Origin of the sequence: Amycolatopsis sp. NPDC059021, from assembly GCF_042739895.1 — a bacterium.
Lineage (GTDB): Bacteria > Actinomycetota > Actinomycetes > Mycobacteriales > Pseudonocardiaceae > Amycolatopsis.
The window spans coordinates 44,444-64,772 of record NZ_JBHYIQ010000009.1 but is presented as its reverse complement, the minus strand read 5'-3'; the positions used below and the strand labels follow the sequence as shown (position 1 = coordinate 64,772).

Sequence of the window (20,329 nt, the reverse complement as noted above, 5' to 3'; positions counted from 1 at the left end):
CCGCCCGCGGCCGCCTCTCGGCGCTGTGCGCGCGCGAGTCGCGCCGGGCGCGGGGGCGCCCCGCCCGCCGCGCCGCCCGCCCCCCCACTTCCAGCGGGTGCGCGGTGACCAAGACGCCGTCGGCTTTCTAAGGCCGCGATGATCGGACGGTGTGCCACTACCGGTCGGGCGGCGATTCTGAGACGGCGTCTTACTCGACGGGAATCCGCATCAGGTCTCTGGCAACGAGGATTTCGCCGTCGAAGTGGTGGCTCGCCTGCCTGATCCACTCGTGCTCGTCGAGGTCGTAGGGGATGAGGTGCCAGAGGACGAGGGTCCGCACGCCTGCTTGCTTCGCGATTCTCCCGGCGCTTTCGGCATCGGTGTGCGCGCGGGCGAAGTGCCGCCGTAACTCGGCGACTCCGGCGTTCGTGCCTGCCGAGCAGTTCGCGGTGCCGTGGCGCGTGCACTTCAGGTGGTGGGCGGGCGCGGATGCCTGAGATTCCCGCGCCGATGACCAGGACGTCGACGTGGTTCGGGCCGTGCTCGCCGGCAGGGTGGGCGCGGTCGGTCCCACGGCGCTCGGTGATTTACGGTAGGTGATCGCTGATGCCGATCCCGCGGACAAGGCGTGTGTCTCTCAATGGGTTTGGTCTGGACGGCGGCGCAGGGCCGATTTCTGATGGTGTCCGAGAGGTTGTCGCGTTCATCAGCGGCGTGTTCGAGTTTCCCCTGAGGGCGTCCGAGCATCCGATGCGTGCCCAGGTGAGCTTCTCATCGCTGTCCCGCCGCCTTGGCGACGCCGGCTGCCGGACGGGTTCATGCTGTGGGGAACGAGGTTGGGGTAACGGGGGAGCTGGCGAGTTCCGACGCTTCTTGACGAATTCGGCTTGCCGGGTGCCGGGCAGAACCCGATCTTGGAACAGTTCCTGCGGTGTGCCGTGAAGCACCGGAGTGTCGTATGACCGCTGTCGCGTGCGGACGAGACTTCCCATGACGGATCAGACGGTGAAGCCGCCGTCGGCGGTGAGGGTGGCGCCGGTGACGAAGCCGGCTTCGGGGCTCGCGAGGTAGGCGACGAGTCCGGCGATTTCGGCGCCGGTGCCGTACCGGTGCAGCGGTGTGGCGGCGAGCATCGTGGCGGAGAGGTCGCCGTCTGCGGGATTGGCGTCGGTGTCGATCGCCCCGGGCTGGACGATATTGACGGTAATGCCCCGTGGCGCGAGATCCCGTGCCGCACCGCGGGTGAGCCCGGCGGCCGCGGCCTTGGCGGCGACGTAACCGCCGGCACCGGGGAAGGGATGCCGGTCGGCGAACACGCTGCCGATGGTGATGATCCGGCCGCCGTCCGGGAGGTGGCCGGCCGCCTCCCGGATCGCTGTGAACACGCCACGGACGTTGACCGCGAACAGCCGGTCGAAATCGTCCAGTGACATCTCGTCGATCGGGGTGAACTGTCCGCCCCCGGCGTTGTTGACGAGGATGTCCAGGCCGCCGAATGTGTGTACGGTCGCTTCGACCGCCGCGCGTACTTCGTCGGGTTCGGCGTTGTCGGCTCGGATGGCGAGGGCTCGTCCGCCGTCCGCGGTGATGTCGGCCACCACCTTGTCGGCGGCGCGGGGCGAGGTGGCGTAGGTGAGGGCCACGGAGGCGCCGTCGCGGGCGAGCCGCAGGGCGATCGCCGCGCCGATGCCGCGTGAGCCGCCGGTCACCAGCGCGGTGCGTCCAGCGAGAATTCCGGGCATGGTGTGGGTTCCTTCCGCGCTCAGTCGTGGGGAACGGCGTCCTTGTGCGCTGCTAGCCAGGTCGCGAACGTCTGCAGTTCCGGGTTGAGTTCGCGCACGGCGTCGAGGTCGCGGTCGCCGATGAAGGTCTTCTCGCTCTCGGCGTAGAACTGGAACATGTTGGCGATCTCGACGGAGGCGGCGCGCATCTGCTCGAAGCCGATCGGCCGGTAGGTCACCGGTTCGCCGAAGGCTTCGCTCAGCGCGGTGGCGTATTCCTCGCCGGTGAGATGGTCACCGGCGAGGCTGATCGTCCGGCCGATCAGCTCCTCGCCCCGGCGGAAGATCCCGAGCGCGGTCTTGCCGATGTCCTCGGCGGCGATCCCGGACAGCCGTGCGTGTGCCATGGGCATGGCCAGGACCAGGTGACCGTCCGCTTCCCGGCGGGGTGCGGTGAGGCGGAAGAAGCCCTCGAAGAAGAAAGTCGTGCGCAGGAAGGTGGTCGGTACACCCTCCGCGCGGAACAGTTCGTCGGCTTCGGCCTTGGCGTCGAAATGCGGCACGGTGTACCTATCACCGTCCAATGTGGGCACTCGGGACCCGTCGAGCCCGAAGAACGGACGGGTGTCCTCCAGCGTCGACCAGATCACGTGCCGTGCACCGGCGGCCTTCGCCGCACGGGCGATGTTGCCCGCCTGATCGAGTTCCCTCTGCGCGGCCGTGCGCGCCCGCTGCTGTTCCGGCGTGCGTGGCTGCCAGAAGTTGGTGACCGCGAAGACGCCGTGTACGCCCTCAAAGGCTTCCCGCAGGCCGGTTTCGTCATCCAGGTCCGCTGGCACCACCTCGGCGCCCTGCTCGGCCAGCGCCTTCGCCTTGGCCGAACCGGTGTCGCGGGTGAGGGCCCGCACCGCGAACTCCCCGCTCGGGTCGGCCAGGATCGCCCTGACCAGTCCGCCACCCTGTGAGCCGGTGGCCCCGGCCACCACGATGATTTTCGGTCCGTTCATCGGAATAGCCCCCTTGAGGTTGATGTATCACCCTGAAGCTACGACCGACAGGTTGATCTGTCAACCAGTCGCCGTTTCTCGACGACGTCGGTGCCGAGCGCGGCGTTGCCGAATCTCGGGTCAGTAGAGTCAGAAACCGGCCGTCGATCAAGGCCGCCGATTCCGTCATGGACGGGGCACGCGTTCTGCCGTGGCCACGGGCTTCGCGTGTCTCCGTGCGCGGCTGAACGCGGGTGACAAAACGCGATGGGGGACGAGCGGGAATTCGAGCGCTTGGTGAGCCTTTGCCCGGTTCATCGGGCGAAACCGCCGGTAATTCCGTTGTGGACGTTCATGCGCGTCCGGCTCGGACAGTCACCCTCCCGGGGTAACCCGGGCCGATCCTGTTGGCTGGTACGACCCGGTCAGCGCGAGTCGTCGGCTTCGACCTCGTCGAGCCGGTTTTCGATCGCGGCGCACGCTTCGGCGAACCGGTCGAGTTGTTCGCCGGCGAGCGCCTCCGCGAACACCGCGCGTACCGCGGCGGCGTGTGCCGGTGCGGCCTCGGTAATCGTCGCGAAGCCCTGTTCGGTCAGCACCACCTCGGGGTACCGGACGCCGGGCGCGGGTTCCCGGCAGACCAGGCCTCGCTGCTCCATCCGGGACAACTGGCGGGACAGCCTGCTCTTCTCCCACCGTGTCGCCTGTCCCAGATCCACCGCGCGCATCCGGCGTCCCGGTGTCTCCGAAAGGCACACCAGGATCTCGTAGTCCTGCGGTGAGAGACCGAAATCCCGCAGCAACTGCCGGGCCAGGTGCGTGGTCAGCCTGTTCCTCATCGACAGGTAGGACCGCCACACCCGCTGTTCGGCCTCGTTCAGCCACGGTCCTTGGGTCATGCCCACATCCTAGGAGGGCTGGTTGATAAATCAACCAGCCGGTGTGCTGTCCGGAATCGTCTGGTCAGGGCCGCCAGCCGAGCTCTTCGGAGATGCCGGTGGTGGTCTTCAGCAGATCGGGGAGCAGCTTCTTCAGCGCGGTCAGGTCGGCCTGGGGTTTGAGGGTGGTGATGGAGATGCCTCCGGCCACGTTTCCCGCGTGGTCCCACACCGGTGCGGCGACGCAGTTGGAGATCGGCTCGTATTCGCCGTCGTCGTAGGCCCAGCCGGTGGCGCGGACCTCGTCGAGCCGCTGTTCGAACGCGGCGCGGCTGGTGATCGTGTTGTCGGTGTACCTCTCGAAGGTGATCTCGTCGAGGATCCGGTCGCGTTGCTCCGGTGGCAGGTGCGCGAGGATCGCCTTGCTGACGCCCGCGGTGTGCACCACGACGTAGCCGCCGATCCGGGTGTTGAGGTGGATCGCGTCGGGTGGCTCGATCTTGTCGACGTAGACCACTCGGGAGCCCTGCCGGACGGCGAACTGGACGGTGTGCCCGGTGCGTTCGGAGAGGTCCCTGATGTAGGGATGGACGAGTGTGCGCAGGTCGAACTGGTCGAGGGCGGATTCGGCGAGCGCGGCGAGCCGGAACCCGACACCGTAGCGGCCTTTGTCGTCCTTACGGACGAATCCGCCCTCGATGAGGGTCTGGACCAGGCGGAGGGCGGTCGTGCGGTGTACGCCCCACAGTTCGGCGATCTCGCGAAGTTCGCGTGGCCGCTGGCTGCAGTACTCGAGGAGGTCGATCGCCCTGCGAACCGTCTGCGACACGCCGCCCGCCTTCCACCTGGCCCGAGTGCGGATTCCGGGCCCGTTGTGCAGATTTCGCACCGAGTCTAGGCGAAGTGCTGGCCGCCGTTGATGTCCACCACGGTGCCGGTGACGTAGTCCGCGTGCGCGGAGGCGAGCCACAGCGCCGGGCCCGCGACGTCGGCTGGGGTACCCGCCCGGCCGAGCGGCACGGTGCCGATCGTGTCCTCTTTGGACTCGGCGGTGGTGAAGGTGTCGTGGAACGGGGTGGCCTCGATGAAACCCGGCGCCAGCGCGTTGACCGTGATCCGGCGCGCGGCGAGTTCCTTGGCGAGACTGCGGGTGAAGCCGAACACCGCCGCTTTCGCGGTGGCGTAGGCCAGGGCGCCGGAGTGGCCGCCGGTTCGTCCGGCCAGCGAGGCGACGTTGACGATCCGGCCGCCGTCGGGCATGAGCGGCAGCGCGTGGTGGGTGAACAGGAACATACTGTCGAGGTTGACCGCGAGGACGGTGCGCCACAGGTCGAGGTCGAGTTCCGCGATGCCCGCCCGCCGGACGAGGCCGCCGACGTTGTTGACAAGGATGTCCACCTGGCCAAGCGCGTCGCGCACGGTCTCGACCGCGCGGGGGACTTCGGTGGCCGAGGTCGCGTCGAGGGACAGGAGCACGGGTTGCCGTCCCGATGCTTCGGTGATGACGTCGACGGTGTGCGGGTCCGGCTCGTGGGAACGGTAGGTGAGCGCGATCCGCGCGCCCGCCCGGGCGTATTCGAGGGCGATCGCGCGCCCGATGCCGATGCCGCCACCGGTGACGAGAGCGGTCTTGCCGGTCAGGGACGTGGACATGAACGGGTTCTCCTTGCTGTGCGGGGATTATCGGCTCGAGGGGCGCCCTCGGGCCGGTGCCGGGCGTAGCGGTGGCCGAGCAGGCCGGCACACGCGAGACAGGCCGCGAGGAACAGGAGCGCGAGGCGGGAGCTTCCGGTCGCGTGGGTCAACAGGCCGACCACGTACGGGGCGACGAAGCCGCCCAGATTGCCCAGCGCGTTGACCAGGCCGAGACTCGCCGCGGCGGCGGCGCCGGCGAAGACCGCGGCGGGCATGGCCAGGAAGGGCGCGATCGCGGAATAGACGCCGATGGCGCCCGCGCTGAGGCAGACCAGTGCGAGGACCGGGCTCGCGCCGAGCGTCAGACCGGCGCCGGCCAGACCTGCGGCGGCGAGAACCAGGCTCACCGTGGCGTGCCAGGCGTAACGCCCGGTGCGGTCGGCACGGCGGCTCCAGTGGTGGACGCAGGGAATCGCGACCAGGTACGGGATCATCACGACGAGCCCGAGCCCCGCGGTGCCGAAGTGGCCGAGCGCCCCGACGATGGCGGGCAACCACAGGCCGAGCCCGTAGACGCCGCACACCATCCCGAAGTTCAGTAACCCGTAGACCAGCGCGCGCCGGTCCCGCAGCCCGGCCAGGAACGGACGCCGGGCTCGCGACCGCTTCGCGGCGAGCTCGGCGTCCATCACCCCGGTCAGCCATTCGCGCTCCTCGGGGCGCAGCCAGGTCGCCTGGGCGGGGCGGTCGGTGAGCAGCCGTGGCGCCAGGATGCCCAGCACGATGGCGGGGAGGCCCTCGACGAGGAACATCCACTGCCAGCCGTGCAGTCCCCACACCCCGTCGAGGGTGAGCAGCAGTCCCGAAACCGGCGCGCCGAAGGCGTTGGCCACGGGCTGGGCGAGGACGAACACCCCGAGCGCGGCCGCGCGCTGGGCAGCGGGGAACCAGAGTGTCAGGTAGAACACCACGGCCGGGAAGAAGCCCGCCTCCGCGGCGCCGAGCAGGAACCGGAGGGCGGCGAACGAGGTCGCCCCGGTGACCAGCGTCATGGCGGTGGCCAGGATTCCCCAGCTCAGCAGGATGCGCGCGATCCACTTCCGCGCGCCGAACCGGGCCATCCCGGCGTTGCTCGGGACCTCCAGCAGGACGTAGCCGAGGAAGAACAGTCCCGCGCCGAAACCGTAGGCGGTGTCGTCGAGGCCGAGATCCCGCCCGAGCGCGGCCTTCGCGAAGCCGACGTTGTTCCGGTCGAGGTAGGCGATCAGGTACAACACGACGACCAGCGGGAGGATCCGGCGGCGGACCTTGCGCAGGGTGCGATCGGCAAGCTCACCGGACGGGGTGGGGTGTTCCGGAGCGGGTGAACCGCCTGATCGCGGTGAGGGCCGTGGTTGCGACATCGCGTCCCCTTCGACTCGACCTCATCGAACGAACGCGACTGTACCTATATGTGCACATGCTGTGCAATATGTGCACAGCTGTGGCCGGGCAAGCACTTTCACCCGGCACCGTTCAGTGGCGCCGGGCGACCCAGGCGGCGATCCGCGCGCGGTCGCGGAAGCCGAGTTTGATGAGGATGTGCTGCACGTGGGCGTCGGCGGTGCGGGGTGAGATGACCAACTCCGCCGCGATGTCCCGATTGGACTGTCCTTTCGCGACCGTTCTCGCTCCATCGCGCGGCCCACGGCGAACGCCTTGGCGAACGACGAGGTCGCCGTCGCGGGAGAGTACGGACTTGTCCAGCAGTCCGTCGATCGCGTCGAACGACCCGGCGAACACCGCCGTCCGGGCCCGGACCTGCCGTTCGGCCGCGGAGCGCAGGTCGTGGGTCCAGTCGATGGTGGCCCGCAGCGTCTGCTGACGCTCCGGCGCCGTGCGCGGCGCGGAGGTGAGCACCGGCCGCGCGCGGGCGGTGAACAGCCGGATCCCGTCGTACTGGGCAAGCTTCGCCGGAGCGACGACGACGTCATCGCCGAGGTCATTGCCGGGCACCGCCAGTGGTGATCGGGGGATCATCTTAACCGCCGCCCCCGGACGTGGCAGAGCTCCGCCACGACACCGGCCCGGTCACCCGGGTGGGGCGTCAGGGCAGGGTCGCGGTGTCCAGAGCCTGGATCTGGCGGGACCCGAAGTCGGTGACCAGGAGGGTGCTCCCGTCCGGGCTGAGGGCGAACTCGCGGGGGAACGCGCCGGTGGGGACGCGTCCGAGGGCGGGTTTGCCGCCGAGCGCGGCGCGGGTGTCCACGACGGTCAGCCCGGTGCTCGCGCCGGGGGCGGCGAAGCGGTTGGAGTCGGCGGTGACGATCCGGCTGCCGTCCCGGGCGAAGGCGAGCCCGACCGGGGCGGTGCCGACCTGGACCGAGGTCAGCAGCGCCTGCCCGGGAGTGGTGACCAGCGTCGCGGCGTCGAAGGCGAGCAGGGCGTTGCTCTGCCGCGCGGTGACCCACACCGTCTTCCCGTCGGGCGCGGCGGCGACACGCACCGGGTTGCAGCCGGCGGGTACGTTCCGCAGCACGGAATTGCCGGGATTCGTTTCCAGGGTGGCGAGATCGAGCACGCTGAGCTGTCCCTGCCCGCCGTCGGCCGCGACCTGGCTGGTCGCGTACAGCCGGCGTCCGTCAGGGGAGAGCGCGGTGCCGACCACGGCCTTGCCCAGTGCGACGGCGCCGACGGCGGCGCCGGGGCCGAACCCGGTGTCGAGTGCCTTGCGCAGATCGAAGACCTCGATGGCGCCGCGGCCGCCGGTCTGGGTGTTCCCGTATTCCTGGCTGACGAAGGCGTACCGGTCGTCGGGGGAGACGGTCACCTCGATCGCGCTGGTCCCGGCGGTGCCGGTGAGTGTGCCCAGCGCCGCGTCCGGCTGACCGGCCGCGGCCTTGGCCGCGTCCAGCACGATCGCGCCACTACCCGTGGCGACGAGCAGGGCACGGCCGTCGTGGGTCAGCGCGAGCCCGGTGGCGCCTTCCTTGCCGAGGCCGGCGGACGGGAGCGGGACCGTCCGCGCCAGCCGGGGTGGGAAGGCGTCCGTGTCCAGCACTCCGAGCTGGGTGCCGAGGGCGACGAACGCCGTGTGGCCGGACGGCGCGTAGGCCAGCCCGAACGGGTTGGCGGGGACGGTCAGGCTCGCCGCCCGGACGCCGTCGAGCGTTTGTTGTGGTGGTGCGGTGGTCTGGCATCCCGGCGCGGTCGCGGAAGTTCCCGTGACCGTGGTGGTCGTGCTGCCGGACGCGGCGGCGCAGCCACCGGTCAGCGCGGCCGCCGCGACGATCGCCGCAGCCCCGAAGGACCACAGCCGACGATTATTGGTGCCGTTCACGGGAATTCTCCGATCACACGTTTCGATGCGGTGTGAAGGCCGCGGATGCGGCGCCGAGATTACCGGATGCGGCGGGAAACGTGCTGGGAAAAAGGGCGTAATGGGAAAGCGTCCGCGTTATTCGGCTTTTGTGCGGTTCGGTTTCGCCGTCGAGGTGTGGTGAATTAGGCAGGCGTTTAGGTAGTTCTACCGATGCTCGTGAACGTTCCGCCCGGTTCTGGCGCCGGGAACGCTCACGATTCCTTGGCCTCGGGCGCGGTAATGACGTCGAGGACTTCGTCCGCGATGCGGGCCGCGTTCGCGCGGTAGCGTTCGTTCAGCCGGTGGAAGAGCCGTTCGGCGCGGATGGCGGGCCAGTCGGCGGCCAGGTGTTCCGCGGGCAGGTGCGGGTCCTGGCGCACCAGGTCGAGCCAGCCGGTGTGCAGGAGCAGCTGGCGCGCCAGGTCGTCGGTGGCCGAGGGGAAGGGTCGCCGGATGTCCCATTGGTCCAGGAATGCGCGGTAGCGCGCGGCGATGGCTTCGGTGTCGAACGCCTTCGCGACCAGTTCGGCGGACTCGGTCGGCTTGGCGTGCTGGGCGGTGAACACGGTGACGTTGCCGGCGAGTCGGAGGTCGTCGACGATCGCGGCGACGTCCTTGATTCCCGGCGCGATCCACAATCCGTTCTGCAGCATGCCGAAGCCGGCCCAGAGCAGCTGGGAACGCAGATCGTGCCGCTCGTTTCGCCGGGTGTCGGGCAGCGAGAAGCCGACCAGGGTCCAGTTGCCGTCCCAGTGCCGGTTGACCGCGCCGGTGTCGTGGATCCGCCGTTCCCCGTCGAGGAGCACTTCGGTGGCGCGGGCGGTCAGCCCGAAGTAGGCACGACGGCCTTCGCGGTGCCGGGTCAGCAGTCCGCGGGTGGTCATCCGGGTGAGTGTCGAGCGGACGGCGTCTTCGGACACGCCGACGCGGCCGAGCACGTCGATGACGCTGCCGGAGTAGACGGCCGTGCCCCGCCCGAGCACGTAGAGCCCGAGGAAGTTGAGCATCACGGACTGGGGGCGGGCCAGGTGGCCCGGTGTGGAGTCGTCGACGTGGCTGGCTGTCACGGCCTCAGCCTAATCGGCCATCGAACGTTGGGCATCATCTTGACGGCCGTCACCATTTCGCCCTACTTTGAGGTGGCGAGGCAAGCGGAGAAAGGACATCGCATGGATCTGGCGGGGAAAGTCGCCATCGTCACCGGCGCGGGCCGTGGGCTCGGCCGGGCCTACGCCGAGGCGCTCGCGGCCGCGGGTGCGGCCGTGGTGGTCAACGACGTGGACGCCGACGCGGCCGGGCAGGTGGCCGACGCGATCACCGCCGCCGGTGGCGAAGCGGTGCCGGTGGCCGCGCCGGTCGGCCGCGCCGAGGTCGCCGATCGGCTGGTGTCGGCCGCGGTCGAGCGGTTCGGGCGGCTCGACGTGCTGGTGACCAACGCGGGCATCCTGCGGGACAGGGTGCTGTGGAAGATGAGCGACGAGGAGTTCGACGCCGTCGTCGACGTCCACCTGCGCGGCACGTTCACCTGCGCCCGCGCGGCCGCGGTGCGCATGCGCGAACAGGGCACGGGCGGCCGCCTGATCCTGATCTCCTCACCCGCCGGACAGCGCGGGAACTTCGGCCAGACCAACTACGCCGCGGCGAAGGCGGGGATCGTGGCGATGGCCCGCACCTGGGCGCTGGAACTGGCCAAGGCCGGGATCGCGGTGAACGCCGTCGTGCCGGTGGCGGCCACCGAGATGACCAAGACCATCCCCGCGTTCGCGCCGGTCATCGCCGAGGCCGAGCGGACTGGACAGTCCTTTCCGGACTGGCTGCGCAAGGGCGAAGGCCTGGGCACGGTCGAGGACGTCGCGTCCTTGATCGTCTTCCTCGCTTCGGACGCGTCCGCCGGGGTGACCGGGCAGGCCATCGGGATCGGCGGGGACAAACTGGCGTTGTGGGCACATCCCCGAGAGAAGGCCACGGCCTACGCCGACGGTGGCTGGAGCGCGGACGCGATCGCCGCGTCCTGGCAGACCGGGGTGGGCGCCGAGCCGGAAACCTACGGCATTCCGGCGCCCGCGGCGGCGGGGGCCTGAGGTGGCGATCGACGTCGAAGACCTGGTCGCGATCGACGTGCACACCCACGCCGAGATCTCCGAGGACGGCCACGGATCGCTGAGCCCCGAGCTGATCGGGGCGTCGGCGAAGTACTTCAAGGCAGGGGAGTACCGCCAGCCGACGATCCCGGAAATGGCCGCCTACTACCGCGAACGCCGGATGGCCGCCGTGGTGTTCACTGTGGACGCCGAACACGCCACCGGACATCCGCGCATCGCCAACGAGGAGGTAGCGCGCAGCTGTGCCGGACAACCCGACGTACTCATCCCGTTCGCCAGCGTCGATCCGTGGAAGGGCAGGGCCGGTGCGCGCGAAGCACGTCGGTTGGTGACCGAACACGGTGTGCGCGGCTTCAAGTTCCATCCGAGCATCCAGGGTTTCGCGCCCAACGACCCGGTGGCCTACCCGCTGTACGAGGTGATCGAGGAACTGGGCGTTCCCGCGTTGTTCCACAGTGGACAGACCGGGATCGGCGCCGGGGTACCGGGTGGCGGCGGGATCCGGCTGAAGTACTCGAATCCGATGCTCGTCGACGACGTCGCCGTCGACTTCCCCGAACTGCGGATCATCCTGGCGCACCCGTCGTTCCCCTGGCAGGACGAGGCATTGGCGGTCGCCACCCACAAGCCGTACGTCCACATCGACCTGTCCGGATGGTCGCCGAAGTACTTCCCGCCGCAGCTGGTGCGTTACGCCAATTCGCTGCTTCAGGACAAGGTGCTGTTCGGTTCGGACTACCCGGTGCTCACCCCGGACCGGTGGCTCGCCGACTTCGCCAAGCTGGACATCAAGCCCGAAGTCCGTCCCAAGATCCTCAAGACCAACGCGGCCCGGCTTCTCGGCCTGACGAAAGAGGGAGAACGTCCATGACCATCACCGTCCAAGGCATCGAGGAACTTTCCACCCTGCCCGGCCGCGATCTCGGGCACACGGACTGGATGGCGATCACCCAGGACCGTGTCGACATCTTCGCGGACGCCACCGACGACCACCAGTGGATCCACGTCGATCCCGTGCGGGCCAAGGACGGGCCGTTCGGCGGCACCATCGCGCACGGGTACCTGACCCTGTCGCTGCTGATCCCGTTGTTCGGCGAGCTGCTCGAGATCGCCGGTGTGCGCATGAGCGTCAACTACGGCTTGGAGAAGGTGCGGTTCCCGAACCCGGTGCGCGTCGGCGACAAGATCCGATCGGCGGGTAAGGTCGCCTCGGTCGAGCCGGTCCCCGGTGACGGTGTGCAGATGTCGCTCGACTTCACCGTCGAGATCGACGGCGCCGCGAAACCCGCCTGTGTCGCCCGCGCGGTCTACCGCCACTACGCCTGAACCGGCCGAGGAGAACGCAGATGACTTCCCGTATCCTCCTCACCTGCGCCGCGGCGGCGACGCTCGTGCTGTCCGCCGCCGCACCGGCGACGGCCGCGGATCAGGGCCACTATGAGGGAAAGCTCGCCGACGGCGCGGCCTGGATGATGGACGTGCCGCGGAACTGGAACGGCACCGTGCTGCTCTACAGTCACGGCTACCACCCGGCGGGCGCGCCCAACGTCGCCGAGGACGCCCCGAGCACCGCGGTCGCCGGCGTGGCGCTCGAGCAGGGTTACGCGCTCATCGGCTCGTCCTACGCCGGCAGCGGATGGGCCGTCGAACAGGCGGTGCCCGACCAGCTGTCCACTTTGGACGTGTTCACCGCGCGCTTCGGCGCGGCCCGGCGGACGATCGCCTGGGGCACCTCCTACGGCGGCCTGGTCACCACCGCCATCGCCGAACATCATCCCGACCGGATCGACGGTTCGCTCGCGATGTGCGGGCTGGTGCACGGCGGCGTCGCCAACTGGAACAGCACCCTCGACGCCGCGTACGCGGTGAAAACTCTGCTGGCTCCGGATACCTCGGTGCCGTTGACCGGACTCGGCGACCAGGCGACCGCCACCAATGCCGCCGCCACGATGACCGGTGTGGTGAACACCGCCCAGAACACCCCGCAGGGCAGGGCACGGCTCGCGCTGGCCGCCGCGCTGCACAACATCCCCGGCTACAACGACCCCGGCCAGCCCCGGCCGGCCGAGCACGACTGGCCTGCACAGCAGCAAAACCAGTACCAAGCTTTCACGCGGTTCTTCACCGCGGCGATGAACTGGCGCCAGGAGGCCGAAACCCGAGCCGGGGGAAACATGTCCTGGAACACCGGCGTCGACTACAGCAGGATGCTGGCGCGTTCGCCGTACTCGACCGAGGTCGAGGCCCTTTACAAGGCAGCCGGTCTTTCGCTGCGTGGCGATCTCGACACACTGGCGAACAGCCCGCGGATCGGCGCCGACCCCCACGCCGTCGGCTACATGAAGCGCAACGTGGCCTTCACCGGAAAGCTGACCAAGCCGCAGCTGGACATCCACACCACCGGTGACGGCCTGGTGCCGGTGCAGGCGGAGAGCGCCTACCACGACGCCGTCGCCGAGGCTGGGTCGTCGCGGCTGCTGCGTCAGTCCTATGTGGACCGCGCGGGGCATTGCACGTTCACCGCCGGGGAACAGCTGGCCGCGCTGCACACGGTGGAGGACCGGGTGGGTACCGGAAAATGGGGCGACACCGGTCCCGCCGCGATGAACGCCAAGGCCACGGCGGCCCAGCCCGGCGTCGCGCACGCCTACATCCGCTACCGGCCCGCTCCCTACCCGCGTCCGTTCGACCTCGCCAGTGCCCAGCATTAGTCCATTTTGGTCCCACCCGCGACGAAGAGGGTTCCGGCCATGTCCGATCGCAGATCCACGCAACTTCGCCGCGCTGTCGCGTCGAGCTTCCTCGGAAGCGTGATCGAGTACTACGATTTCCTGCTCTACGCAACGGCTTCCGCTCTGGTCTTCGGCAAGGTCTTCTTCACCGGCCTCGACTCGTGGGTGGCGACCATCGCCAGCCTCGGCACGTTCACCACCGGCTATCTGGCCCGGCCACTCGGCGGCCTGATCTTCGGGCACTTCGGGGATCGGGTGGGACGCAAGCGCATGCTGGTGCTGACGATGGTGCTGATGGGGGCCGCCAGTTTCCTGATCGGGCTGCTGCCGGCGTACCGGCAGATCGGCGCGTGGGCACCGGTCGGTCTGGTGCTGCTCCGGGTGCTGCAGGGGGTGGCTGTCGGCGGCGAGTGGGGCGGCGCCGTGCTGATGTCGGCGGAGCACGCCACCTCCCGGCGGGGCCTGTGTGCCGGCTTCACCAACGCCGGGGCGCCCTGCGGCATGCTGCTGTCCACGGCGGCGCTGACCGGGACCGCCGCCGCGGTCGGCGAATCGGCCTTCCTCGCCTGGGGCTGGCGCATTCCGTTCCTGCTCAGCATCGCACTGCTGGTGACGGGACTGTTCGTCCGGCTGAAGGTCGAGGAACCTCCGGTGTTCCAGGCGGTGAAACACGACCTGCGCCGCCCGCCCCTGCTCGAGGTGCTGCGCGACCGTCCGCGTGCGCTCCTGCTCGGCATCGGCACCGGGCTCGCGGCCTTCGTCGCCCAGGCCACGCTGACCACCTACGTGCTCGCCTACGGCGTGCAGGTCGGCTTCACCCGGCAGACCGTGCTCAACAGCATCACGATCTCCTCGGCGTTCGCCGTCGCCGGCATCATCGCGTGGTCGGCGCTGTCCGATCGGATCGGCCGACGGCCGGTCGTGCTGGCCGGGGCGTGCGCGATGGCGGTGTTCAGTTTCGTGCTGTTCCCGTTGGTGGACAGCGGCAGCGGCGCTTTGCTGGTCCTCGCGCTGGTGCTCGGGCAGGGCGTGGTGCACCCGATGATGTTCGGCCCGCTGGCCGCCCTGTACACCGAGCTGTTCAGTACCCGGTCCCGGTACACGGGTGTCTCGCTCGGCTATCAGCTCGCCAGCCTCGGCGGGGGACTGGCGCCGCTGCTGTTCGCGCAGCTGCGGAACACCGGCGCGATATCCGCCACGATCACCGCGTTCTGCGTGCTGGCCGCGTTCTGCGTGCTGTCGTTGCGGGAAACCAGCCGTCAGGATCTGAATGCCGTGGAAGCCACGCCGGAGAAAGAGGGAACGCACTGATGCGCAACGAAGGCCTGGGCGGCTGGCCCGTCCGGCGGGCACTCATGACCCCCGGCCGCACCGCGTTCGTGTTCGGCGGCAGCGCGTTCACCTACGCGGAGTTCGCCGGCCGCACCGCCCGGCTCGCCTCCCGGTTGCAGGCGGCCGGTGTCGAGCCGGGGAGCAGGGTCGCGTACCTGGGCCCGAACCACCTCGCACTCGTCGAGACGATGTTCGCCACCCACCGGCTCGGCGGCGTCTTCGTCCCGCTGAACTTCCGGCTCACCGCGCCGGAAATCGCCTACCAGCTCGGCGACTCCGGCCCGGCCGTGCTGGTCTACGGGCCGGAATGCGCCGCGACGGTGGGGGGAATCGGTGAGCACCCCGCCCAGGTCGTCGCCCTCGCCGGACCCGCGCCCGGCGAGGCCGAGTACGAACCCTGGCTCGCTGGCGGCGAGGACACCCCGATCGACGTGCCCGTGCGGCTCGACGACGTCGCGCTCATCCTCTACACCTCCGGCACCACCGGGCGGCCGAAAGGCGCCATGCTGACGCACGGGAACATCGTCTGGAACACCTGCAACGTGCTCGTCGGCGTCGACCTGACCGCCGACGACCGCGCCCTGATCAGCGCGCCGCTGTTCCACGTCGCCGCGCTGAACCAGACGCTGCTCCCGACCTTCGCCAAGGGCGGCTGTTCGGTGATCGCGCCGGGATGGAACGTCGACACGTGCTATGACCTGATCGAGAAGCACCGCGTCACCTGGATGTTCGGGGTCACGACCATGTTCGCCGACTTCGCCGGATCACCGCGGTGGCCCGGCGCCGACCTGTCCTCGGTGCGCATGGTGATGTCCGGAGGCGCCGCGGTTCCCGAGGTACTCATCCGCACCTACCAGGAACGCGGGCTGGTGTTCTGCCAGGGCTACGGGATGACCGAGACCGCGCCCGGCGCGACTTTCCTGGAAGCGGCCGAAAGCCTCCGGAAGACGGGTTCTGCCGGTGTCCCGGCGTTTTTCACCAGCGTGCGCGTCGTGCGTCCGGATCTCACCGACGTCGCGCCCGGCGAACCGGGCGAGGTTCTCGTCCGCGGCCCGAACGTCAGCCCTGGCTACTGGCGGAACCCGGAAGCCACGGCCGCGTCTCGCACCGACGACGAGTGGTTCCGCTCCGGCGACATGGGCGTGATCGACGACGAAGGCCACCTCTACGTCGTCGACCGGGTCAAGGACATGTTCATCTCCGGCGGCGAGAACGTCTACCCGGCCGAGGTCGAGAACGCGATCTTCGAGCACCCCGCGGTCGCCGAGGTGGCCGTGGTCGGCGTCCCCGATGAGAAATGGGGCGAGGTCGGCAAGGCGTACGTGGTGTGCCGGCCGGGCACCCGGCTGACCCGGGACGGACTCCGCGAGTTCCTGCGTTCCCGGCTGGCCAAGTACAAGATCCCGGTACATCTGGAAGTCCGCGACGCCCTGCCGCGGACCGGTTCGGGCAAGGTCCGGAAGGACAGGCTGCGGGCGACCACACAACGGTCGAACTCGTCGCCACACGGGTGATCCCGCGGCCAGTACTCCTACCGGACTTCGTGATCTTGCCTGGTGGGGGCCGGTGGAAGACGGATGCGGCCGCCAGTTGATCATGAACGGCTTGTTCAGAGGCGGTACCAAACAAGTTCCGAAGCCACCTCGTATCTCACGACATACCTAAGGGGCAAGGCAAGCCGGTCTTCAGAGGTATTGCCGCTGAACGAATCAGCGAGTGGTGCCACGAAGCAATGATCTGACTCGCCCTGATGATCGACCGCCGGGGTTCGTCGGGTCGGATTCCAACAGCATCACCGGGGATCGGATCCGCCGTGCAGGCGGACGGTGGGATTGGCACGCCGCCGACCCCTATGCGGGACAGGACTGGTACGGCGCGTTGGTCTGGCAGTGCACGTGGCGCTACGACCCGCGCACCGGCCACCGGATTCACCGGGCCGACCGCACCGCCGGGGGCGTCTTGTTCGCCGGCGGCCTGCACGACACCGGAGCGGTGCTCGACATGCCGTTCGCCTCGACAGCCGGGTACTGGCCCACCGGCGACCCGTACGGCCCGCGCGACATCGACCATGTCCGCGTCGCTACGGACCTCGTGCCCGCGGTCCGTACATCCCGCGTTCACTGCAGCGAGACAGCGTTTGCCGCCAGTGATCACCTGCCCAAGGTCGCCGAGATCGAAGCCTGGGAACGCACACGACCAGGCCGAGGCGCAGGCGGCGGCCGCCCACGGAAGGCGACGGAATGAGGTTCGCCGGGCGAGTCTGGCTGCTGAGCGGGTCCGTGATCGTCTCTGGCAACTGATAGCCCATCAGGGGAACGGCGAGCGCCCGAGCTAGGGGCGTGCCCTCGGAAGATGTAGCTATCTTGTGGCGCTGCACTTGGTCTGAGTGTCGGGCTCCACCTGGGTCGCGGCTCGCATGAGACCCCAGCGGGAGACCTTGTCGAACACATGTTCTAGTGTCGTGTGTGCGTGGTGGACGGCGAGCGGAGGCGGTTGTGGGGTGGTTGCTCCGGGAGCGGGCTTCTGGGCGGGAATGGCGTTTCGGGGACAGTGACCTCGTCTGGGACGCAGGCGGCTTCGACACGTCGCGATTCGAACTGCATGTGCTCGATGAGCAGGTGGTCGGTGCGCCAGACGGCCGCCCCGAGCCATCCGGCGTGTCGGAGACACGAAGTAGCGCCATCGACCAGCTGGCCCAGAGGTAGCTGGTCAAGGGGTGGAAACCCCGCTGCGTCGAACAGTGTCGAATGGATGCTGTGTAACGGCCTGGATCACGATCCGTCACTCGAGTAGACGCTGGAGTCCATGGCTTGTCAGCGCTGAGTTTCGAGGAGGCATGGCGGCGGGTCGTGGCTGTTGCCTTCCGCTGCGGACCGCAGTACCGCGATCGAGCCGACGCTCCGGCCTCGGCGGTCAATGAGTGCTTCGGGCGATGAGGACGGGACAGGCGGCGTGGTGCAGCAGGGCTTGGCTGGTGGAGCCGAGGAGGAGTCCGGTGAATCCGCCGCGGCCGCGGCTGCCGGTGACGATCAGCTGGGCCTTGTGGCTCCAGTCGAGCAGGGCGGTGCGGGGGTCGTCGCGGACGACGACGTGCTGGACGTCGAGATCGGGGTAGTGCTCGCGTCGTCCGGCGAGGCGTTCGGCGAGGACTTCGGCTTCGCTGTCGGCGGAGGGGGCCCAGTCGTAGTAGGCGGCGACTTCGCCGAAGACGCGGGTGGTCTGGTCGGTGCCCCAGGCGTGCAGGGCGACGAGGTAGGTGCCGCGGGCGGCGGCTTCGGCGAACGCGGTGTCGACGGCGTTTTCCGACAGGGCGCTGCCGTCGACGCCGACGACCACGGGCAGGCTGTCGGGGAGTTCGTCGCCGCGGACGGAGAGCACGGGGCAGGTGGCGTGTGTGGCGAGGGCGAGGGTGACCGAGCGGCCGAAGGCGGCGGTGACCCGGGTGTTGCCGGTCGCGCCGAGCACGATCATCCGTGCGTCGCCGGAAAGCCCGATCAGCGCGGATTCGGCGGAGTCGTCGGACAGCTGGAGCCGAGGTTCGGCTGCTTTGGCGACATCGCGGGCTTGCCGGAGCATCTGGTGGCCGCGGTTGCGCAACTCGATGACGAGGTGCTCGGGTGGTGGGACGACTTGGCCGCGGTAGAGCTCGGACATGCCGAGGCCGTGGACGAGCAGGAGCGGGGCACCGCGGTCGACGGCGGCTTCGGCGGCCCAGGAGACCGCTTGCGTCGAGCCGGGTGTGCCGTCGACGCCGACAATGATCGCTGCGGTGCTCATGTCGCGCTCCCGTCTGTTGGTGCTTCCCGACGGTAGGCGCATGCGTGCGTGGGCTGCGATGGTCGTTGGTCCCTGTGGCCGGGGACTTTGGGCTGCTTCGCGGTCGCGGGGTACGCGGTTGTCTGGAGATGGGAACAGCGCCGCTACGAAGGAGAAAGGATCATGGTCGCTTTGGTACCGACACCCCGCTTCGCCTTGCCGAGTATCGCCGCCTGGCTGGAGAATCCGTGGCCGTTCGCCGAGCACAACCCGGTGCGGATCGAGGAGTCCACAGAGGACGGCAGGTACGTCGTGCGCGCGGAGCTGCCGGGGTTCGACCCGGAGAAGCAGATTTCGGTGACCACGCACAACGGTCTGCTCACCATCAGCGCCGAGCGGGAGGCCAGGGAGATCTCCCATGGCCGTAGTGAGTTCTTCTACGGGAAGTTCAGCCGCACGGTCGCCCTGCCGCAGGGTGTCGACGCGGCGAAGGTGAACGCGAGCTACGTGGACGGCATTCTCGAGATCACGATGCCGCACGACGAACAGGCGCGGCAGAAGGAAGTCAAGATCGACGTCACGAAGTCCTGAAACCCGACACGCCGGGCGGGTACGGCCAGCCGGCCGACCCGCCCGGCGTCGTGTGTGTCAGCAAGCCGAGGAGGTCACGATGCGTGTGCTCACCCTCAACCCCGGCTCGTCGAGCCTCAAAGCCGCGATGGTCGCCGATGGGACGGCGGTGGGACGGTCGGCTTGGGAGACCAAATCGTCCACCGTGGACGAACAGGTGGTCGCCGACGCGCTCGGGCGGTGGCGGGAGGTCGAGGCGGTCGCGGTGCGGTTCGTGCACGGAGGATCCCGTGGCGAACCCGTACTGGTGGACGACGAGCTGTTCGACGCGCTGGAGCGGCTTGGCCGGTTGGCTCCGCTGCACCAGCCGCAGTCGGTGGCCCTCACCCGTGCGGTGCGGCGGGCGTGCCCGGCGATTCCGGTGGTCGCCTGCTTCGACACGTCCTTCCACGTCGAGCTGCCGGCGGCCGCGGCGCACTATCCGCTGGCGAGGGAGTGGACCCGGCAGGGACGGCTGCGTCGCTACGGCTTCCACGGCCTGTCCTGCCAGTACGTCGCGCGCCGGGCTGTGGAGATGCTGGGGCTCGATCCCGGCGTCGCGCGGTTGGTGTGCTGCCATCTCGGGGCCGGGGTCTCGGTGACCGCGATCCACGGTGGCCGGAGTGTCGACACGAGCATGGGGTTCACGCCGCTGGAGGGCCCGGCGATGGCCACGAGGTCCGGGTCGATCGATCCCGGGTTGCTGCTGCACGTCATGGAAACGGCGTCGATGTCACCGGCCGGGATGGCCGACGCGTTGTACCGGCACTCGGGACTGGCCGGGATGAGCGGGACCAGCGGGGATCTGCGCGAGGTGCGGGCCGCGGCGTCGGCGGGCGAGCCCGACGCGGTGCTCGCGCTCGCGGTCTACCTGCATCGGTTGCGGCGGGAGATCGGGGCGGTGGCGATGAGCCTGCCGGGGCTGGACGCGATCGTGTTCACCGGTGGTGTTGCCGAGTATCAGCCGGACTTGGTCGCGACCTTGGCGGAGGGGCTGGGGCTACTGGGCGTCGAGGTCGACGAGGGCCGGTGTGCCGCGGACGGTGACCGGGTCGTCAGCCCGGACCATGCCGCGGTGACCGCGCTGATCCTGCGGGCCAGGGAGGATCTCGAACTCGCCAGGGGAGCCGAGCAGGTGCTGGCGCCGGCACGGGTGCGCTGAAACGGCGATGGCGGCGCGGAAGGTGTCGCGCCGCCAAAGCGGGGTGCGGCGCAGCGGAGCCACGGATTGCGGTGCACAAAAGGTGTGTCATATA

Annotated in this window: 20 protein-coding genes; 9 read left to right on the top strand and 11 right to left on the bottom strand. The window is 69.5% G+C overall.

The window, feature by feature from the left end:
- Positions 1 to 190: 190 nt before the first annotated feature.
- The 10 genes from ACFWX1_RS07680 to ACFWX1_RS07635 all read right to left on the bottom strand — a co-directional run bounded on the left by ACFWX1_RS07680 (position 191) and on the right by ACFWX1_RS07635 (position 9,609).
- Positions 191 to 322 carry a hypothetical protein gene (locus tag ACFWX1_RS07680; RefSeq protein ID WP_378384931.1) on the bottom strand — a complete coding sequence of 44 codons (132 nt, stop codon included), beginning with the start codon at positions 320 to 322 and terminating at the stop codon, positions 191 to 193.
- 658 nt (positions 323 to 980) lie between these two features.
- A complete protein-coding gene (locus tag ACFWX1_RS07675) occupies positions 981 to 1,724 on the bottom strand; it encodes a 3-oxoacyl-ACP reductase family protein (RefSeq protein WP_378384929.1) in 744 nt (247 codons plus the stop codon).
- Between the two features lie 20 nt (positions 1,725 to 1,744).
- On the bottom strand, positions 1,745 to 2,710 hold the full coding sequence (locus ACFWX1_RS07670; protein ID WP_378384927.1) for an NmrA/HSCARG family protein: 966 nt from the start codon (positions 2,708 to 2,710) through the stop codon (positions 1,745 to 1,747).
- A 404-nt stretch (positions 2,711 to 3,114) separates the two neighbouring features.
- On the bottom strand, positions 3,115 to 3,588 hold the full coding sequence (locus ACFWX1_RS07665; protein ID WP_378384925.1) for a MarR family winged helix-turn-helix transcriptional regulator: 474 nt from the start codon (positions 3,586 to 3,588) through the stop codon (positions 3,115 to 3,117).
- Between the two features lie 64 nt (positions 3,589 to 3,652).
- A complete protein-coding gene (locus tag ACFWX1_RS07660) occupies positions 3,653 to 4,396 on the bottom strand; it encodes an IclR family transcriptional regulator (RefSeq protein WP_378384923.1) in 744 nt (247 codons plus the stop codon).
- A gap of 65 nt (positions 4,397 to 4,461) precedes the next feature.
- A complete protein-coding gene (locus tag ACFWX1_RS07655) occupies positions 4,462 to 5,220 on the bottom strand; it encodes an SDR family NAD(P)-dependent oxidoreductase (RefSeq protein ID WP_378384921.1) in 759 nt (252 codons plus the stop codon).
- Positions 5,205 to 6,605 (bottom strand): MFS transporter, encoded by a 1,401-nt coding sequence (locus ACFWX1_RS07650; RefSeq protein WP_378384919.1) that lies wholly within the window; start codon positions 6,603 to 6,605, stop codon positions 5,205 to 5,207. Before ACFWX1_RS07650 ends, ACFWX1_RS07655 begins: the two co-directional genes overlap by 16 nt.
- Positions 6,606 to 6,717: 112 nt before the next feature.
- Entirely contained in the window at positions 6,718 to 7,221 is a 504-nt protein-coding gene (locus tag ACFWX1_RS07645) for a LuxR C-terminal-related transcriptional regulator (RefSeq protein ID WP_378384918.1), read from the bottom strand.
- Positions 7,222 to 7,288: 67 nt separating this feature from the next.
- Complete coding sequence (locus ACFWX1_RS07640; protein WP_378384916.1) at positions 7,289 to 8,521, bottom strand: hypothetical protein; 1,233 nt, start codon at positions 8,519 to 8,521, stop codon at positions 7,289 to 7,291.
- Positions 8,522 to 8,754: 233 nt separating this feature from the next.
- Positions 8,755 to 9,609: a PaaX family transcriptional regulator C-terminal domain-containing protein gene (locus ACFWX1_RS07635; protein WP_378384914.1), complete on the bottom strand. Its 855-nt coding sequence runs from the start codon at positions 9,607 to 9,609 to the stop codon at positions 8,755 to 8,757.
- A gap of 102 nt (positions 9,610 to 9,711) precedes the next feature.
- Here ACFWX1_RS07635 and ACFWX1_RS07630 point away from each other — a divergent pair, with 102 nt between their 5' ends.
- The 7 genes from ACFWX1_RS07630 to ACFWX1_RS07600 all read left to right on the top strand — a co-directional run bounded on the left by ACFWX1_RS07630 (position 9,712) and on the right by ACFWX1_RS07600 (position 16,952).
- Positions 9,712 to 10,623, top strand: a complete 912-nt coding sequence (locus ACFWX1_RS07630) for an SDR family oxidoreductase (RefSeq protein WP_378384912.1) — start codon at positions 9,712 to 9,714, stop codon at positions 10,621 to 10,623.
- 7 nt (positions 10,624 to 10,630) lie between these two features.
- A complete protein-coding gene (locus tag ACFWX1_RS07625; RefSeq protein WP_378384987.1) occupies positions 10,631 to 11,515 on the top strand; it encodes an amidohydrolase family protein in 885 nt (294 codons plus the stop codon).
- The gene (locus tag ACFWX1_RS07620) at positions 11,512 to 11,970 is read left to right on the top strand and encodes a MaoC family dehydratase (RefSeq protein WP_378384910.1); all 459 of its coding nucleotides are present in this window, start codon (positions 11,512 to 11,514) and stop codon (positions 11,968 to 11,970) included. Before ACFWX1_RS07625 ends, ACFWX1_RS07620 begins: the two co-directional genes overlap by 4 nt.
- A 20-nt stretch (positions 11,971 to 11,990) precedes the next feature.
- Positions 11,991 to 13,355, top strand: a complete 1,365-nt coding sequence (locus ACFWX1_RS07615) for an alpha/beta hydrolase family protein (RefSeq protein WP_378384908.1) — start codon at positions 11,991 to 11,993, stop codon at positions 13,353 to 13,355.
- 39 nt (positions 13,356 to 13,394) lie between these two features.
- Complete coding sequence (locus tag ACFWX1_RS07610) at positions 13,395 to 14,687, top strand: MFS transporter (protein WP_378384906.1); 1,293 nt, start codon at positions 13,395 to 13,397, stop codon at positions 14,685 to 14,687.
- Entirely contained in the window at positions 14,687 to 16,222 is a 1,536-nt protein-coding gene (locus ACFWX1_RS07605) for a long-chain fatty acid--CoA ligase (RefSeq protein ID WP_378384904.1), read from the top strand. The genes ACFWX1_RS07610 and ACFWX1_RS07605 overlap by 1 nt, the downstream gene beginning before the upstream one ends.
- A 205-nt stretch (positions 16,223 to 16,427) precedes the next feature.
- On the top strand, positions 16,428 to 16,952 hold the full coding sequence (locus tag ACFWX1_RS07600) for a hypothetical protein (protein WP_378384902.1): 525 nt from the start codon (positions 16,428 to 16,430) through the stop codon (positions 16,950 to 16,952).
- Positions 16,953 to 17,621: 669 nt separating this feature from the next.
- Here ACFWX1_RS07600 and ACFWX1_RS07595 read toward each other — a convergent pair.
- A complete protein-coding gene (locus ACFWX1_RS07595) occupies positions 17,622 to 18,485 on the bottom strand; it encodes a universal stress protein (protein ID WP_378384900.1) in 864 nt (287 codons plus the stop codon).
- A gap of 162 nt (positions 18,486 to 18,647) precedes the next feature.
- Between ACFWX1_RS07595 and ACFWX1_RS07590 the strand changes: the two genes are divergently transcribed.
- Both ACFWX1_RS07590 and ACFWX1_RS07585 read left to right on the top strand, forming a co-directional pair.
- On the top strand, positions 18,648 to 19,055 hold the full coding sequence (locus ACFWX1_RS07590; protein WP_378384898.1) for an Hsp20/alpha crystallin family protein: 408 nt from the start codon (positions 18,648 to 18,650) through the stop codon (positions 19,053 to 19,055).
- A 79-nt stretch (positions 19,056 to 19,134) separates the two neighbouring features.
- Positions 19,135 to 20,235 (top strand): acetate/propionate family kinase, encoded by a 1,101-nt coding sequence (locus tag ACFWX1_RS07585; protein WP_378384896.1) that lies wholly within the window; start codon positions 19,135 to 19,137, stop codon positions 20,233 to 20,235.
- Positions 20,236 to 20,329 lie beyond the last annotated feature (94 nt).

What these genes read in the sequence shown, in the direction of transcription:
- ACFWX1_RS07615 (WP_378384908.1), top strand. Translation starts at nt 11,991, where the DNA reads ATGACTTCCCGTATCCTCCTCACCTGCGCCGCGGCGGCGACGCTCGTG.
- ACFWX1_RS07650 (WP_378384919.1), bottom strand. Translation starts at nt 6,605, where the DNA reads ATGTCGCAACCACGGCCCTCACCGCGATCAGGCGGTTCACCCGCTCCG.
- ACFWX1_RS07670 (WP_378384927.1), bottom strand. Translation starts at nt 2,710, where the DNA reads ATGAACGGACCGAAAATCATCGTGGTGGCCGGGGCCACCGGCTCACAG.
- ACFWX1_RS07675 (WP_378384929.1), bottom strand. Translation starts at nt 1,724, where the DNA reads ATGCCCGGAATTCTCGCTGGACGCACCGCGCTGGTGACCGGCGGCTCA.
- ACFWX1_RS07645 (WP_378384918.1), bottom strand. Translation starts at nt 7,221, where the DNA reads ATGATCCCCCGATCACCACTGGCGGTGCCCGGCAATGACCTCGGCGAT.
- ACFWX1_RS07585 (WP_378384896.1), top strand. Translation starts at nt 19,135, where the DNA reads ATGCGTGTGCTCACCCTCAACCCCGGCTCGTCGAGCCTCAAAGCCGCG.
- ACFWX1_RS07630 (WP_378384912.1), top strand. Translation starts at nt 9,712, where the DNA reads ATGGATCTGGCGGGGAAAGTCGCCATCGTCACCGGCGCGGGCCGTGGG.
- ACFWX1_RS07665 (WP_378384925.1), bottom strand. Translation starts at nt 3,588, where the DNA reads ATGACCCAAGGACCGTGGCTGAACGAGGCCGAACAGCGGGTGTGGCGG.
- ACFWX1_RS07620 (WP_378384910.1), top strand. Translation starts at nt 11,512, where the DNA reads ATGACCATCACCGTCCAAGGCATCGAGGAACTTTCCACCCTGCCCGGC.
- ACFWX1_RS07605 (WP_378384904.1), top strand. Translation starts at nt 14,687, where the DNA reads ATGCGCAACGAAGGCCTGGGCGGCTGGCCCGTCCGGCGGGCACTCATG.
- ACFWX1_RS07610 (WP_378384906.1), top strand. Translation starts at nt 13,395, where the DNA reads ATGTCCGATCGCAGATCCACGCAACTTCGCCGCGCTGTCGCGTCGAGC.
- ACFWX1_RS07590 (WP_378384898.1), top strand. Translation starts at nt 18,648, where the DNA reads ATGGTCGCTTTGGTACCGACACCCCGCTTCGCCTTGCCGAGTATCGCC.
- ACFWX1_RS07595 (WP_378384900.1), bottom strand. Translation starts at nt 18,485, where the DNA reads ATGAGCACCGCAGCGATCATTGTCGGCGTCGACGGCACACCCGGCTCG.
- ACFWX1_RS07655 (WP_378384921.1), bottom strand. Translation starts at nt 5,220, where the DNA reads ATGTCCACGTCCCTGACCGGCAAGACCGCTCTCGTCACCGGTGGCGGC.